The following is a 15,494-nucleotide window of genomic DNA, read 5'->3' as shown; positions in this document are numbered from 1 at the left end:
AAACCACAGGCCCGCCGGCGATGATACCGGTCAGGCCATGGAAAAAAGGTTATGGTTCGATATGGCGACGATTGACCTTGGCCATCGGCAAGGGAATCAGCTTGCCCATCGGCTCGCGCCGCACCTGGCGCACCGGGCGCAGCCCGACGGCGATCTTGCGCGCCACCAGAAGATAGAAGCCGCCGCCGGACAGTTGCCAGTCGCCGGCCCGGCGTTCCCAGCCAGCCAGGCGCGCCTGCCACTTGGGCGACGCGAGCGGCGGACGATAGCACCCGAAGCGGCGTTTCTCCAGCGCGAAGCCCAGCAGGTTGAGCCAGTCGCCCACCCTCGACGCCGAGATGCAACGGGCCTGGCGCAAGCCGTCGTGGGCGAATACATGGCGCAGACCCCAACTGCTCCAGGGGTTGATGCCTATGATCACCAGATGCCCGCCGGGACGCACGCTGCTGGCGGCCTCACGCAACAAGCCGTGGGGCGACAGGCAGAAATCCAGGCCATGCTGCATCACCACCACGTCGGCGGCGTGCTCACTCAAGGGCCACGCCTGTTCTTCACAGACGATCTCGACCCCTGGCAACGGCGCACCCAGGCGAACGTTGCGCTGGACCTGCGGCGCCGACGGTGGCGTCTGTGCCGACGGACCGTAATGCACCAGGTAACCGCCAAAGAAACGGCCCAGCTCATCCTCGAGCATGCGCCGCTCTTCTTCCAGCAGCAATTGCCCGACGGGGCCGGACAGCCATTCACGGGCCGCGCTGATCAGCGCCAGCCACTCAGGATCGGCCTGAGCGAACGCTTCATCGGTCATTTACATTCTCCAACGCGCCAGGAAGTTCTAAGATGCGCCTTTGTTTTCCGCTTGGCGAATTCCGCGATGATACAGATCAGTGCACTGCCCGCGTTCACCGATAACTACATCTGGTTGTTACAGGATCACGCCACCCTGCGCTGCGCCGTGGTCGATCCGGGCGACGCCGCGCCGGTGCAAGCCTGGCTCGAAGCCCATCCAGGCTGGGCCCTGCACGACATATTGGTCACCCATCACCACCATGACCATGTCGGCGGTGTCGAGGCGTTGAAAAAAACCACCGGGGCCAAGGTCTATGGCCCGGCCAGCGAAAACATCCCGGCGCGGGATGTGGCGCTCGGGGACGACGACCGCATCAACGTGCTCGGGCTGGACTTCGATGTCTTCGCCGTGCCCGGCCACACACTGGGCCATATCGCTTATTACCATCATGGCCTGTTGTTCTGTGGCGACACCCTGTTCGCCGCCGGCTGCGGGCGTCTCTTCGAGGGGACGCCCGACCAGATGCATCGCTCGCTCAGCCGACTCGCCGCCCTGCCCGAGGATACGCTGGTGTACTGCACCCATGAATATACCCTGAGCAACTTGAAGTTCGCCGCCGCGGTGGAACCCGACAATCCGGACATTGCCGCCCGTCTGGAAAAGGTCGCCCGCCAGCGCAACGACGGTGTCATGACCCTGCCCTCGACCCTGGCCCTGGAAAAACTCACCAACCCCTTCCTGCGAACCGCTGAAACATTAGTTAAACAAAAAGCAGACGAACGGAACGGCCAGCGAAACGGGACGCCGAGTGAGGTTTTTGCGGCCTTGAGGGCTTGGAAAGATAAGTTCTAAGCCCGTCGCCCGGCGATACAAAAATTCTGAATGGTTGACCTGTTGGGGTGCGCTTTCTAGAATCGGCCGACATTTTTGCCCGGAACTTACTTCCAGCCAATGTCGTCATCCATACGCAGGTCCGTTCAGTCAGACACATTGACCCGCTTGGCTCAAGCCATTGCGGTGGCCGTGTCCGCCACCCTGGCGGGCTGCCAGAGCACGGGCCAGGTGCCTCAGACCGACGCGGCCACGCCGAAGAACATGGCTGCCCGCGCCAAGCAGAAGCCTGTATGGCTCAGCGAGAAGCCCAGCCCCCAGGTGCCCCAGGATATCTGGGAGCGCATGCGCCAGGGTTTCCAGTTGCAGGAAACCGCCGGCGTGAACCCGCGTATCGAGCAGCAACGCCTGTGGTTCGCCAGCAACCCGTCCTTTCTCGAAGGCGCCGGCGAACGTGGCAGCCTGTACATGCACTACATCGTCGAGCGCCTCGAAGAACGCAACATGCCGTTGGAACTGGCGCTGCTGCCGGTCATCGAAAGCGCCTACAACCCCATGGCCTATTCCCGGGCCAATGCCGTCGGGTTGTGGCAGTTCATCCCGTCCACCGGGCGCTACTTCAACCTGCGCCAGACCCGTTTTTACGACGGGCGACGCGATATCACGGCGTCCACCACGGCCGCCATGGATTACCTGACGCGCCTGCACGACATGTTCAACGGCGACTGGCTGCTGGCGCTGGCCGCCTACAACGCCGGTGAAGGCACCGTCAGCCGCGCCATCGAGCGTAACGAAAAACTGGGCCTGCCCACCGACTACTGGAACCTGCCGCTGCCGGCCGAAACCCAGGCCTACGTGCCCAAGCTGCTGGCGCTATCGCAGGTGGTGCTGTCCCCCGATGCCTATGGCGTGAACCTCAACCCGATCGCCAACGAGCCCTATTTCCAGGTCGTCGAGATCAACCAGCGCATGGACCTGTCCAAGGTCGCGGCAGTGGCGAACATCGACGAAGACGAGCTGTTCCAGCTCAACCCCGCCTTCAAGCAACGCACCACCATCGACGGCCCGCAACACCTGCTGGTACCCACCTCCAAGGCCCAGTTGCTGACAGCCAGCCTGTCGACCATGCGCCCCGAAGAGCTGATCAGCCAACGCTCCCTCAAACCGGTCTTTGAAAGCACCGATGACAGCGAGGAAGTTGCAGGCGCCCGGCGCACCTACCGGGTCAAGCGCGGTGACAACCTGGCGCAGATCGCCAAGGCCAACAACGTCCAGACCAAAGACCTGCAACGCTGGAACAAACTCAGCGGCAACAGGCTCAAGGTCGGCCAGACCCTGGTGATGCAGGACGTCAAGGCCACCAAGGCAACCAAGAGCACTGGCAAGCGGATCAACACCGTGGTCGCGGCCAACAGCAAGAACCAGAAGAAGCAGACCCAGTACAAAGTCCAGCAAGGGGACTCGCTGTACGTGGTGGCCAAGCGCTTCAACGTCGAGATGCAACACCTCAAGCGCTGGAATCCGCGCATGGGTAAAGCCCTCAAGCCTGGGCAGATGCTGACGGTCTACTCTCCACATTGACACCCGGCTCCTGTGGCGAGGGGATTTATCCCCGCCGGGGCGCGAAGCGGCCCCCTCGCTCTTTTTGAGACACCACAATCGTCAGTTGGGGCCGCTTCGCAGCCCAGCGGGGATAAATCCCCTCACCACAAGAGCGCCCTGCCTGGCAGGTATCCGCTAAACCGGCAGTTCTTCCCCTTAGCCCGCCTTTTTCCTGCCGATACAAGCTGTTACTGTACGGGCCATAAAAGCCCAAGCCGCCTGGATCGGATCTCAGACTTGATACGTCCCCTCCTCCTGCTCCTGATCAGCCTGGCCTTGAGCTCTCCCGCCAGCGCAGCCATCAGCGAAAGCCATGGCTATGCGCAGTTCGGCACGCTCAAGTACCCGGCCAGATTTACCCACTTCGACTGGGTCAACCCGCAAGCGCCCAAGGGCGGTACCTTGCGGGTCATGGCATTTGGCACCTTCGATACGCTCAATCCCTACACGTTCAAGGGCAGCAGCCCGGTTTCCACGGCGAACTTCCTGCAATACGGCATCAACGAGCTGAACGAACCGCTGATGGTCGGCACCGGCCAGTATGCGCCGTCCGGTGATGAACCGACCTCCAGCTATGGCCTGATCGCCCAGTCGGTGGAGTACAGCGAAGATCGCAGCTGGGTGGTGTTCAACCTGCGACCCGAAGCGCGGTTCCACGATGGCGTACCGATCACCGCCTATGACGTCGCGTTTTCCTACCGGACGCTGCTCAAGGACGGCCATCCGCAATACCGCACCAACCTTCAGGAAGTGCTGCGGGTCGATATCCTCAATCCGCTGAAAATCCGCTTTGTGTTCAAGCGTGCGGGCAATCCGTTGCTGATCCTGCGCCTGGGCGAATTGCCGGTGCTGCCCCAGCATTACTGGAAAGACCGCGACTTCAAGGCCACCACCTTCGAACCGCCCCTGGGCAGCGGCCCCTATCGCATCACAAAGGTGCAGCCTGGACGCCAGCTGGTGTTCGAAAGAGTCAAGGATTACTGGGGCAAGGACCTGCCGGTCAACCGGGGCAAATATAACTTCGACCGAATGGAGGTAGAGTTCTATCGCGACAGCGACGTCGCGTTCGAAGCCTTCAAGGCCGGTGAGTTCGATATCTACATCGAGCACCAGGCCAAGAACTGGGCCAATGGCTATGATTTTCCGGCCGTCGACCGCGGCGAGGTGATTAAGGCGCAGATTCCCCACCAGATCCCGACCCAGACCCAGGGCTTGTTCATGAACACCCGGCGCAGCACCTTTGCCGAGGTCAAAGTACGTGAAGCGCTGGGGCTGATGTTCGATTTCGAGTGGACCAACCGCACGCTGTTCAGCAGCGCCTACAAACGCACCCTCAGCTACTACCCCAACAGCGAGTTCTCTGCCAGCGGCCTGCCGGTGGGCCACGAATGGCTGTTGCTCAAACCTTACCGCGAGCAATTGCCGGCGCGGTTGTTCAGCGAACCCTTCAGCCTGCCCCAGACCGATGGTCGTGGCATCCCGCGGGAAACCCTGCGCAAAGCCCTGGGACTTCTGAAGGAAGCCGGCTGGACGCTCAACGGCCAGCGCCTGGTGAATGCCGACAGCCAGCCCCTGCGCTTCGAGATCCTGTTGGTGAACCCGAACCTGGAACGCATCCTCCAGCCCTATGTCGAGAACCTCGCCAGCATCGGGATCCAGGCCCGGCTGCGCACGGTAGATCGTGCCCAATACAAGCAGCGCCTGGACCAGTTCGATTTCGACATGATCCTGCTGACCCTGAGCCAGACCCTCAGCCCGGGTCTTGAGCAATGGCAGTATTTCCACTCCAGCCAGGTCGGGGTCAAGGGCAGCAAGAACTACGCCGGGATCGCCAATCCCGTGATCGATCATCTGCTGGAAAAGCTCCTGGCCGCCCAGACCCGCGACGAACAGGTGGCGGCCGGCAAGGCCCTGGACCGCGTACTGTTGTGGCAGCACTACTGCATTCCCAACTGGTATCTCAACTATCATCGCCTGGCGTACCGCAATCGGTTCGCCTTCGTCACTACGCCGCCCTACACCCTGGGTCTGAGCGCGTGGTGGTTGAAATCTTCGGAGAAAGATCAATGAAGCCTTTTCGTGCCCTGCTCGTGCAGGCCGGTGGCCTGCTGTTCGCCGGGCTGGCCTGCGCCGCCCCGCAGCACGCCGTGACCTTGTACAATGAGCCGCCAAAGTATCCGGCCAATTTCAAGCATTTCGACTACGTGAACCCCGATGCGCCCAAGGGCGGTATCTTTCGCCAGGGCGGGTTTGGCGGTTTCGACAGCCTCAATCCATTCATCAGCAAGGGCGTGCCGGCCGATGACATCAGCCTGATCTACGACACCCTGGCCAAGCAGGGCCTGGACGAACCCATTACCGAATACGGCCTGATCGCCGAAAAAATCGAGAAGGCCCCGGACAACGCCTGGGTGCGCTTCTACCTGCGCCCCGAAGCGCGTTTCAACGACGGCCATCCGGTGCGCGCCGAAGACGTGGTCTTCAGCTTCCAGACCCTGACCAGGGATGGCGCGCCGTTGTACCGGGGTTATTACAACGACGTCGCCGACGTCATCGCCGAAGACCCGCTCAAGGTGCTGTTCAAGTTCAAGCACACGAATAACCGGGAATTACCGCTGATCCTCGGCCAGTTGCCGGTCCTGCCCAAGCATTGGTGGGCCAACCGGGACTTCAACAAGGGCAACCTGGAAATCCCGCTGGGCAGCGGCCCCTACCGCGTCACCGAGGTGAAGGCCGGGCGTTCGATCCGCTATGAGCGGGTGAAGGACTACTGGGGCAAGGACCTGCCGGTCAACCGTGGCTTCTACAACTTCGACGTGCTGACCACCGATTACTACCGCGACAACACCGTCGCCGTCGAAGCGCTGAAAGCCGGGCAGTTCGATTACTGGCTGGAGATGAGTGCCAAGAACTGGGCCAGCGCCTACAACATCCCCGCCGTGACCGAAGGGCGGCTGATCAAGGAACAGATCCCCAACGGCAACCCCACCGGCATGCAGGGCTTTGTCTTCAACCTGCGCCGCCCGGTGTTCCAGGACGTGCGAGTACGCAAAGCCCTGAGCCTGCTGCTGGACTTCGAGTGGACCAACAAGCAATTGTTCAGCGGCGCCTATACCCGCACCCGCAGCTATTTCGAGAATTCGGAGATGGCCGCCACCGGTCTGCCCGGCGAAGACGAACTGAAGATCCTCGAGCCCCTGCGTGGCAAGATTCCCGAGCAAGTCTTCACCGAAGCCTTCCAGCCATCGCTGTGCGATGGCAGCGGCATGATCCGCGACCAGCAGCGCAAGGCGTACCAACTGCTGCAGGAGGCCGGCTGGCGCATCGTCGACGACAAGATGGTCGATGCCCAGAGCAAACCGGTGGTGCTTGAATTTCTGCTGGCCCAGACCGAATTCGAACGGGTGCTATTGCCATTCAAGCGCAACCTTAGCGACCTGGGTATCGAACTGGTGATCCGTCGGGTGGACGTGTCCCAGTACATCAACCGCGTGCGCTCCCGGGATTTCGACCTGGTGGTGGGCAGCTTCCCACAGTCCAGCTCGCCGGGTAACGAACAGCGCGAGTTCTGGATGTCGGCGGCCGCCGACAGACCCGGCAGCCGCAACACCATGGGCCTGAAGGATCCTGCCGTCGACCAGTTGGTGGAACAACTGATCAACGCCGATTCGCGCAAGAGCCTGGTGGCCCATGCCCGGGCGCTGGACCGCGTGCTGCAATGGGGCTACTACGTAATTCCCAACTGGCACATCAAGACCTGGCGCGTAGCCTACTGGAATCACATCGGCCATCCCAAAGTCACGCCGACGTATGACATCGGTACCACCACCTGGTGGGTCAAGCCAGACGCCAAGCCTGCCGATGAAGTCAAGCAAGTGATCGAACAACAGAACAACGCTGCCCCGGAAAGCGTGGAGTAACCCGATGCTGGCTTATATTTTCAGGCGGCTGCTACTGATTGTCCCGACGCTGTTCGGCATTCTGCTGATCAACTTCGTCATCATCCAGGCCGCGCCCGGCGGGCCGGTGGAACAGATGATCGCCAAGCTCGAAGGATTCGAAGGCGCCACCAGCCGCATCGCCGGCGGCGGCGCGGAAGTGTCGGTGGCCGGTTCCGCCTATCGCGGTGCCCAGGGCCTGGACCCGGCACTGGTCAAGGAAATCGAGCGCATGTACGGCTTCGACAAGTCGGCGCCGGAACGCCTGTGGATCATGATCAAGAACTACGCCCACCTGGATTTCGGTGACAGCTTCTTCCGCGACGCCAAGGTCATCGACCTGATCAAGGAAAAGATGCCGGTGTCCATTTCCCTCGGGCTATGGAGCACGCTGATCATGTACCTGGTGTCGATCCCCCTGGGGATCGCCAAGGCCACGCGCCACGGCAGTCACTTCGACGTGTGGACCAGTTCGGCGATCATCATCGGTTATGCAATCCCCTCGTTTCTGTTTGCCATCCTGCTGATCGTGGTGTTCGCCGGCGGCAGTTATTTCGACTGGTTCCCGTTGCGGGGACTGACCTCCAACAACTTCGATGAACTGACCCTGGGCGGCAAGATCCTCGACTACTTCTGGCACCTGGCGTTACCGGTAACGGCGCTGGTGATCGGTAACTTCGCCACCATGACCCTGCTGACCAAAAACAGCTTTCTGGACGAGATCAACAAACAATACGTGGTCACCGCCAAAGCCAAGGGCCTGACCCGCAATCGCGTGCTTTACGGCCACGTATTCCGTAACGCGATGCTGTTGGTGATTGCCGGCTTCCCTTCGGCGTTCATCGGCATCTTCTTCACCGGCTCCTTGCTGGTGGAAGTGATCTTTTCCCTCGATGGCCTGGGGCTGATGAGTTTCGAAGCGGCGATCAACCGTGACTACCCGGTGGTGTTCGGCACCTTGTTCATTTTCACCCTGCTGGGTCTGGTGGTGAAACTGATCGGTGACCTGACCTACACCTTCGTCGATCCGCGCATCGACTTCGAAAGCCGGGAGCATTGAGATGAACCTGTCCCCCCTCAATCGCCGTCGCTTCGAGTTGTTCAAGGCCAACAAGCGCGGCTGGTGGTCGCTGTGGCTGTTCCTGATCCTGTTCGTACTGAGCCTGGGCGCCGAACTGATCGCCAATGACAAGCCCCTGGTGGTGCATTACGACGGCGGCTGGTATTTCCCGGCCCTCAAGCGCTACCCGGAGACGACTTTCGGCGGCGAGTTCCCGCTGGAAGCCAACTACAAGAGCCCGTACATCCGTGAACTGCTGGCGACCAAGAATGCCTGGGTGGTATGGGCGCCGATTCCGTTCAGCTATCAGAGCATCAACTACGACTTGAAGGTGCCAGCCCCTGCGCCGCCCTCCTCGGTGAACTGGCTGGGCACCGACGACCAGGGCCGCGATGTCTTGGCGCGGGTCATCTATGGGTTCCGCATTTCGGTGCTGTTCGCCCTGACCTTGACCCTGCTCAGTTCCATCGTCGGCGTGATCGCCGGGGCCCTGCAGGGGTTCTACGGTGGTTGGGTCGACTTGGCCGGCCAGCGGTTCCTGGAGATCTGGTCGGGGCTGCCGGTGCTTTATCTGCTGATCATCCTGGCCAGCTTCGTGCAACCCAATTTCTGGTGGTTGCTGGGGATCATGCTGCTGTTTTCCTGGATGAGCCTGGTGGACGTGGTGCGCGCCGAGTTCCTGCGCGGGCGCAACCTGGAATACGTGCGCGCCGCCCGAGCCTTGGGCATGCAGAACGGCGCGATCATGTTCCGCCACATCCTGCCCAACGCCATGGTCTCGACCATGACCTTCATGCCGTTCATCCTCACGGGCGCCATCGGCACCCTCACCGCCCTGGATTTCCTCGGCTTCGGCCTGCCGGCCGGCGCACCGTCCCTGGGCGAACTGGTGGCCCAGGGCAAATCCAACCTCCAGGCACCCTGGCTGGGCATCAGCGCGTTCGCCGTGCTGGCGATCATGCTGAGCCTGCTGGTGTTCATCGGCGAGTCCGCTCGCGATGCCTTCGATCCGAGGAAGTGACATGAACCAGGACAATCTGATCGAAGTACGCGACCTGTCGGTGGAATTCATCGCCGGCCAACGCCACCAGCGGGTGGTCGAGGGCGTCAGTTTCGACATCAAGCGTGGCGAAACCCTGGCCCTGGTGGGTGAAAGCGGCTCGGGCAAGTCGGTGACCGCCCACTCGATCCTGCGGCTGCTGCCCTACCCGCTGGCTCACCATCCCACCGGCGTCATCCAATATGCCGGCCAGGATCTGCTGAGCCTGAAGGAAAAGACCATCCGCCACATCCGTGGCAACCGGATCGCGATGATATTCCAGGAGCCGATGACCTCCCTCAATCCGCTGCACTCCATCGGCAAGCAGATCAACGAGGTGCTTGGCATCCACAAGGGCCTGGTCGGCAAGGTCGCGACCCGCCGGACCCTGGAGCTGCTGGAGCTGGTGGGCATCCCCGAGCCCCACAAGCGCCTCAAGGCCCTGCCCCATGAACTGTCCGGCGGGCAGCGCCAGCGGGTGATGATCGCCATGGCCCTGGCCAACGAGCCGGAACTGTTGATCGCCGACGAACCGACCACCGCCCTGGACGTCACGGTCCAGCTGAAAATCCTCGATCTGCTCAAGCAATTGCAGGCCCGATTGGGCATGTCGCTGCTGCTCATCAGCCACGATTTGAACCTGGTGCGAAGAATTGCGCATCGCGTATGTGTCATGCAGCGCGGTTGCATCGTCGAACAGGCATCGTGCGAGCAATTGTTCCGCGCGCCACAGCATCCGTACACCCGGGAACTGTTGGCCGCCGAGCCCAGCGGCAACCCGGCGGCCAACGTTGTCGGCCCGCCGCTGCTGGAGGTCGAGGACCTGAGAGTCTGGTTCCCGATCAAGAAAGGCCTGTTCAAACGTACCGTGGATTACATCAAGGCGGTGGACGGGATCCGCTTCAGCCTGCCCCAGGGTCAGACCCTGGGCATCGTGGGCGAAAGCGGTTCCGGCAAATCCACCCTGGGGCTGGCGATCCTGCGGCTGATCGGCAGCCAGGGCGGGATTCGGTTCGAAGGCAAGCAGCTCGACAGCTTGTCCCAGCAACAGGTCCGGCCGCTGCGACGGGAGATGCAGGTGGTGTTCCAGGACCCGTTCGGCAGCCTGAGCCCGCGGATGTGTGTGGGCCAGATCGTCGGCGAAGGCCTGCGGATCCACAAGATGGGTACCGAAGCGGAGCAGGAACAGGCGATAATCGCGGCACTGAAGGAGGTAGGCCTGGACCCGGAAACCCGGAACCGCTACCCCCATGAGTTTTCCGGAGGGCAACGGCAGCGTATCGCCATTGCCCGGGCCCTGGTGCTCAAGCCGGCGTTGATTCTGCTGGACGAACCGACGTCGGCCCTGGACCGTACCGTGCAACGCCAGGTGGTGGAGCTGTTGCGGTCGCTGCAAAGCAAGTACAACCTGACGTATCTGTTTATCAGCCATGACCTGGCTGTCGTCAAAGCGCTGAGCCACCAATTGATGGTGGTCAAGCATGGCCAAGTGGTCGAACAAGGTGATGCCCGCAGCATATTCGCCGCGCCGCAACACCCCTATACACAGCAGTTGCTGGAGGCCGCCTTCCTGGCCCCAACAGCTGCCGAATAACCTGAAAGAGGAGCAACACATGGGTTTTCTCGCCGGTAAGCGCGTACTGATCGTCGGTGTCGCCAGCAAGCTGTCCATCGCATCCGGCATCGCCGCCGCCATGCATCGCGAGGGCGCTGAGCTTGCCTTCACTTATCAGAACGACAAACTCAAGGGTCGTGTCGAAGAGTTCGCGCAAGGCTGGGGTTCGAGCCCTGAACTGTGCTTCCCCTGCGACGTGGCCAGCGATGAAGAAATCGCCAAGGTCTTCGAAGAACTGAGCAAGAAGTGGGACGGCCTGGACTGCATCGTGCACTCCGTGGGCTTCGCCCCGGGCGACCAACTGGACGGCGACTTCACCGAAGCCACCACCCGCGAAGGTTTCCGCATCGCCCACGACATCAGCGCCTACAGCTTCGTGGCCCTGGCCAAGGCTGGCCGCGAGATGATGAAAGGCCGCAACGGCAGCCTGCTGACCCTGTCGTACCTGGGCGCCGAGCGCACCATGCCGAACTACAACGTCATGGGCATGGCCAAGGCCTCCCTGGAAGCCGGCGTTCGCTACCTGGCCGGCTCCCTGGGCCCGGAAGGCACCCGTGTCAACGCCGTATCGGCTGGCCCGATCCGCACCCTCGCCGCCTCCGGCATCAAGAACTTCCGCAAGATGCTGGCCGCCAACGAAGCGCAGACCCCGCTGCGTCGCAACGTTACCATCGAAGAAGTCGGCAACGCCGGCGCCTTCCTCTGCTCCGACCTGGCGTCGGGCATCAGCGGTGAAATCATGTACGTGGACGGCGGCTTCAACACCACCGCCATGGGCAACATCGAAGAGTAATCTTCACCGCATAAAAACGCCGCCCGTCCTGCAAAGGGCGAGCGGCGTTTTCGTTCCGGCCCCCGCTGCAAGAGCGAGCCCGGCTCACGATGGCCATCATTCTTCCACTGAAAAATCACATTGCCATCAGATGGCCTTGCAAAACGACAATGGCCGACTAAATTCAGAATTGTCTTCCCAAGCGCAACCCGCCGCAGCGGGTCCCACCAAAAACGAGACCGCCTATCGACCCGAAAACCAGCCGACATCGCTTTTAGTCATTGACACGGAATGAGTCAAAACAAACAAGAGGGATGCTTGATGAAGCACAGCCGGTGGTATCGTGCGCTCTCACAAAAAGGACCCGCCAAGCCTTTCTGGCTTTCCTTGTTCTGCTTCTGTGGCCTGGTCATTGCCAGCTTCCTGTTATTCGAACAACAGATTCAGGCATTCCTGACCCATCTCCACCTGTACCTGCCCTCGACGCCCTCGCAACAACTCAACCTGGCCCTGTTGCTGATCGCCCTGCTGGCCCTGGACGTGGTGCTGCCGGTGCCTTCAAGCCTGGTGGCGCTGCTGGCTGTGGCGACCCTGGGCAGCGTTGGCGGGTACCTGGTGATTTTCGTCGGCTTGTGCCTGGGGGCCGGCTTGGGATATGCCCTGGGAGCCGGCTATTTCCAGCTGCTATCCGGGCGACTGGGCCTGCACCAGCGTCAGCCGGGACAGCTGGGGTACCGGTTGGGCACACTATCGTTGGTCTGCCTGCGGGGGGTGCCGGTGCTGGCGGAAACCTCGGTGGTGGCAGCGGGCATGCAGCGCTACCCGCTGCGCGCCTTCGTACCGGTGATCGTCCTGGCCAACGCTGGCCTGGCCCTGGCCTACGCCACCATCGGTACGTTACTCCTCGAACAGAACGTCCTGCTGGTGACGATCCTGGCCAGCATGGTTCTGCCCGGCTTGTTCATCGCCGGCTACAGCCTGCTCAAGGCTTTTCGCAAGCGCGACGCACAGCAGCCCCTGCACGGGCGTTTCGAGGTCAGCTACGACTATCCGGTGGTGTTCACCGATCACGTGTTCGATCCGTCCAATCCTTGCCTGCATCGCCAGCTCACCGTCCATCAAAATAAGCCGGTGACGGTGCTGGTATTCGCCGATGAACAGTTGCTGCGCAGCAATCCCCCACTGCTGGAACAGATCAATGCCTACTTCGCAAGCCATCCAGCGGATCTGCGCCTGCGGGCAGCGCCCATTGCGGTTCCAGCCGGTGAGTCGAGCAAGGATGCACACGTCTTGCAGCGGCTCTACGCCGACATGCTGCACCACGGACTGGATCGGCATTGCCATGTGCTGGCACTGGGAGGCGGGGCGGTACTGGATGCGGTAGGTTATGCCTGCGCGACCTTCCACCGGGGCATCCGCCTGATCCGCGTCCCCAGCACCGTTCTCGCCCAGAACGACGCCGGCATCGGCGTGAAAAACGGCATCAATGCCTTCGGCCAGAAGAACCTGTTGGGGGCGTTCTACCCCGCCACCGCCGTCATCAACGATTTTCAGTTGTTGACCAGCCTGGGCCGACGCGACCAGATCGCCGGGTTGGCCGAGGCGGTCAAGGTGGCGCTGATCAAAGACGCGGCGTTTTTCCAATGGATGGAGCAACAGGCCGACGCCCTGGCCCGCTTCGATCACCAGGCCAGCCGTCATGCCATCCGCCGCTGTGCCGAGCTGCACTTGGCCCACATCACCGGTGCTGGCGATCCCTTCGAACGCGGTAACGGCCGCCCCTTGGACTATGGGCATTGGGCCGCCCACAAGCTGGAAAATCTCAGCCAACACCGATTGCGCCATGGTGAAGCCGTGGCGGTGGGCATCGCCCTGGATGGTCTCTACGCCAATATTCTGGGCCTGCTGAGCGATGCCGACGCCGAGCGTATCGTGGGCCTGCTGCTCAGGCTCGGCTTCAGCCTGAACCCACCGGAACTGAGCCTGAAGGATCCACAAGGCCGCTCGCTGCTGTTGCTGGGCCTGGAAGAGTTCCGTCAGCACCTGGGCGGCGAGCTGTCCATTCCCATGCTCAGCCGGATCGGCGAATCGCTGGACGTGCATGAGGTCGACGCCACGCGGATGGAGCAGGCGCTACGGCGGCTGTCCGGTCTCGCCGAACCGGCCCCTGCGTTGAGCGAGGGTTGTGTGCAATGAGCCAGGCATCGCCGGACCTGAAAACCTGGATGACCCTGGGCCGGGTTTCCAATCTGCCCACGGTGTGGACCAACACCCTCGCCGCCGCCCTGCTGGCGAGCAGTGCCGGGGCCCTGGCGCCACCGTCTTCGGCCGTGTGGATACTGCTGCTGGTGGCCTTGTCGATGCTGTACCTGGCCGGGATGCTGCTGAATGACCTGCTGGACGCCGACTGGGACCAGCGACACCACAACCCCCGTCCCATCACCCTCGGTCTGGTCAGCCGACAGCAGGTCGGGCTCGCCTGCGCCCTCTTGCTGGGGCTGGCCGCTGTTGCCGTGGTGGGTCTGAGCCGGCTGATCGATCAGCCATACTGGCTGCTGGGCAGCACCCTCCTGCTATTGGCCTGCATCCTGGGCTACAACCTGTTGCATAAGAAGTACGTCCACAGTGTCTGGCTGATGGGGGCCTGTCGCTCGGCCCTCTACCTCACGGCAGCCACCAGCCTGGCGGTTCCACCGGCACCGATCTGGCTCTGCGCCATGCTGCTGGGGGTCTATATCAGCGGCCTGACTTACCTGGCCCGCCAGGAACACCGCAATCAATTGCTCAACCGCCTGCCGCTGGTCCTGATGCTGAGCCCGATGACCCTGGCAATTCATAACGATAACCCCTGGTTCTGGCCAGTGCTGCTGCTCTGGCTTGGCTGGCTTGGCTGGCACTACTGGCGTCATCTGGCCAACCCCCGGCAACGGCAGGTCCGCGCGTTTATCGGCGCTGGCCTGGCGGCCCTGCCGCTGTTCGATGCCCTGGTGCTGGCGGTAGCCGACCAGCCCTTGGGCAGCCTGTCATGTGTCCTGGTGTTTTTCCTGCTTCCCCACTTCCAGCGCTGGATCAAACCGACATGAACAAGGACGTTGCCGGGTCGTCATCGACGGCTCTTGAAATGCGCCGGGACTGCCTGGAGCAACAGCGCCAGGCCTTCCTCCAGCACCTCGACGAGGCCGGCCTGCGGTGGTGGCGCCAGGCACTGGAACAGCTTGCCCAACGCCCGGACGCCACGAGCGCGGCGCTGTTGAGCAGCCAGTGCAAGCGAGGCCTCAAGCAAGACTTGTGGCCCCACGGAACCGGCTGGAGCAATGTGCAGTTGGCGCGAGCGCTGTTGCTGGCCGAGGTGCTGGAGCGGCGACCCGCCGCCGGCCAGGTGCCCTTGCTGCGCCAGTTGTTTCTGTGGGGCGACGATCAGGAAAAGATCGCTCTGCTCAAAGCCCTCGACTGGCTCGACAGCCAGGGGCTGTGCGTGCAGCTAGCGCTGCAAGCCGGGCGCACCAGCAACAGCCAAGTGTTCGCCGCCCTTGCCCTGGACACTCTCTACCCGTCGCGCCACTACGACGACCGGGCCTTTCATCAACTGGTGCTCAAGGCGCTGGGCATGGGGCTCGATATACGCCGTCTGCTCGGCCTGGAGCAGCGCCAGAGTGTCGCCCTCAACCAATTGGCCCTCGACCTGCTGGCCGAACAGCTCGCAGCCGGGCGAACGGTGTCGGCCGGGCTGCCCCTGGCGATTGCCTTCGACTTGCTCAGCCCGGCGCAGCGCCAGCGCCTGGTTGGCCTGAGCCGACAACAGCGCTTGCCGCCGCAATGGCGTGAACACTTGACCGCCCTCTAGCCG

Annotated in this window: 12 protein-coding genes; 11 read left to right on the top strand and 1 reads right to left on the bottom strand. The window is 62.3% G+C overall.

All coding sequences use genetic code 11. The features are described 5' to 3' along the window. Nucleotides 1-49: 49 nt before the first annotated feature. On the bottom strand, nt 50-808 hold the full coding sequence (locus EGM97_RS20995; protein ID WP_238963076.1) for a class I SAM-dependent methyltransferase: 759 nt from the start codon (nt 806-808) through the stop codon (nt 50-52). Between the two features lie 66 nt (nt 809-874). On the opposite strand from EGM97_RS20995, the gene gloB reads away from it, so the two are divergent. The 11 genes from gloB (at nt 875) to EGM97_RS20940 (ending at nt 15,491) form a co-directional block, all read left to right on the top strand. Next, the gene (gene gloB / locus EGM97_RS20990) at nt 875-1,642 is read left to right on the top strand and encodes a hydroxyacylglutathione hydrolase (protein ID WP_238963075.1); all 768 of its coding nucleotides are present in this window, start codon (nt 875-877) and stop codon (nt 1,640-1,642) included. Between the two features lie 99 nt (nt 1,643-1,741). Continuing rightward, entirely contained in the window at nt 1,742-3,202 is a 1,461-nt protein-coding gene (locus EGM97_RS20985) for a transglycosylase SLT domain-containing protein (RefSeq protein ID WP_238963074.1), read from the top strand. 258 nt (nt 3,203-3,460) lie between these two features. Further along, nucleotides 3,461-5,293: an extracellular solute-binding protein gene (locus EGM97_RS20980; RefSeq protein ID WP_275300666.1), complete on the top strand. Its 1,833-nt coding sequence runs from the start codon at nt 3,461-3,463 to the stop codon at nt 5,291-5,293. Next, the gene (locus EGM97_RS20975; protein WP_238963073.1) at nt 5,290-7,143 is read left to right on the top strand and encodes an extracellular solute-binding protein; all 1,854 of its coding nucleotides are present in this window, start codon (nt 5,290-5,292) and stop codon (nt 7,141-7,143) included. The genes EGM97_RS20980 and EGM97_RS20975 overlap by 4 nt, the downstream gene beginning before the upstream one ends. A gap of 4 nt (nt 7,144-7,147) precedes the next feature. Next, nucleotides 7,148-8,221: a microcin C ABC transporter permease YejB gene (locus tag EGM97_RS20970; RefSeq protein WP_238963072.1), complete on the top strand. Its 1,074-nt coding sequence runs from the start codon at nt 7,148-7,150 to the stop codon at nt 8,219-8,221. A 1-nt stretch (nt 8,222) separates the two neighbouring features. After that, on the top strand, nt 8,223-9,242 hold the full coding sequence (locus EGM97_RS20965; RefSeq protein ID WP_053153858.1) for an ABC transporter permease: 1,020 nt from the start codon (nt 8,223-8,225) through the stop codon (nt 9,240-9,242). A gap of 1 nt (nt 9,243) precedes the next feature. Continuing rightward, complete coding sequence (locus EGM97_RS20960) at nt 9,244-10,854, top strand: ABC transporter ATP-binding protein (RefSeq protein ID WP_238963071.1); 1,611 nt, start codon at nt 9,244-9,246, stop codon at nt 10,852-10,854. 19 nt (nt 10,855-10,873) lie between these two features. Further along, nucleotides 10,874-11,668, top strand: a complete 795-nt coding sequence (gene fabI, locus EGM97_RS20955; protein WP_053153864.1) for an enoyl-ACP reductase FabI — start codon at nt 10,874-10,876, stop codon at nt 11,666-11,668. A gap of 300 nt (nt 11,669-11,968) precedes the next feature. Continuing rightward, nucleotides 11,969-13,843, top strand: coding sequence for a 3-dehydroquinate synthase (locus EGM97_RS20950; RefSeq protein WP_238963070.1), 1,875 nt, complete (start codon nt 11,969-11,971; stop codon nt 13,841-13,843). Further along, a complete protein-coding gene (locus tag EGM97_RS20945) occupies nt 13,840-14,730 on the top strand; it encodes a UbiA family prenyltransferase (protein WP_238963069.1) in 891 nt (296 codons plus the stop codon). The genes EGM97_RS20950 and EGM97_RS20945 overlap by 4 nt, the downstream gene beginning before the upstream one ends. Continuing rightward, nucleotides 14,727-15,491, top strand: coding sequence for an EboA domain-containing protein (locus tag EGM97_RS20940; RefSeq protein ID WP_238963068.1), 765 nt, complete (start codon nt 14,727-14,729; stop codon nt 15,489-15,491). The genes EGM97_RS20945 and EGM97_RS20940 overlap by 4 nt, the downstream gene beginning before the upstream one ends. The last annotated feature ends 3 nt before the right edge of the window (nt 15,492-15,494 follow it).

Origin of the sequence: Pseudomonas sp. AF32, assembly GCF_022342325.2 — a bacterium.
Lineage (GTDB): Bacteria > Pseudomonadota > Gammaproteobacteria > Pseudomonadales > Pseudomonadaceae > Aquipseudomonas > Aquipseudomonas uvaldensis.
Note: the sequence above shows the minus strand (reverse complement) of the source record. Positions and strands in the feature narration are given on the sequence as shown.

What these genes read in the sequence shown, in the direction of transcription:
- EGM97_RS20965 (WP_053153858.1), top strand. Translation starts at nt 8,223, where the DNA reads ATGAACCTGTCCCCCCTCAATCGCCGTCGCTTCGAGTTGTTCAAGGCC.
- EGM97_RS20960 (WP_238963071.1), top strand. Translation starts at nt 9,244, where the DNA reads ATGAACCAGGACAATCTGATCGAAGTACGCGACCTGTCGGTGGAATTC.
- EGM97_RS20975 (WP_238963073.1), top strand. Translation starts at nt 5,290, where the DNA reads ATGAAGCCTTTTCGTGCCCTGCTCGTGCAGGCCGGTGGCCTGCTGTTC.
- EGM97_RS20995 (WP_238963076.1), bottom strand. Translation starts at nt 808, where the DNA reads ATGACCGATGAAGCGTTCGCTCAGGCCGATCCTGAGTGGCTGGCGCTG.
- EGM97_RS20970 (WP_238963072.1), top strand. Translation starts at nt 7,148, where the DNA reads ATGCTGGCTTATATTTTCAGGCGGCTGCTACTGATTGTCCCGACGCTG.
- EGM97_RS20950 (WP_238963070.1), top strand. Translation starts at nt 11,969, where the DNA reads ATGAAGCACAGCCGGTGGTATCGTGCGCTCTCACAAAAAGGACCCGCC.
- EGM97_RS20940 (WP_238963068.1), top strand. Translation starts at nt 14,727, where the DNA reads ATGAACAAGGACGTTGCCGGGTCGTCATCGACGGCTCTTGAAATGCGC.
- fabI (WP_053153864.1), top strand. Translation starts at nt 10,874, where the DNA reads ATGGGTTTTCTCGCCGGTAAGCGCGTACTGATCGTCGGTGTCGCCAGC.
- EGM97_RS20985 (WP_238963074.1), top strand. Translation starts at nt 1,742, where the DNA reads ATGTCGTCATCCATACGCAGGTCCGTTCAGTCAGACACATTGACCCGC.
- EGM97_RS20945 (WP_238963069.1), top strand. Translation starts at nt 13,840, where the DNA reads ATGAGCCAGGCATCGCCGGACCTGAAAACCTGGATGACCCTGGGCCGG.
- gloB (WP_238963075.1), top strand. Translation starts at nt 875, where the DNA reads ATGATACAGATCAGTGCACTGCCCGCGTTCACCGATAACTACATCTGG.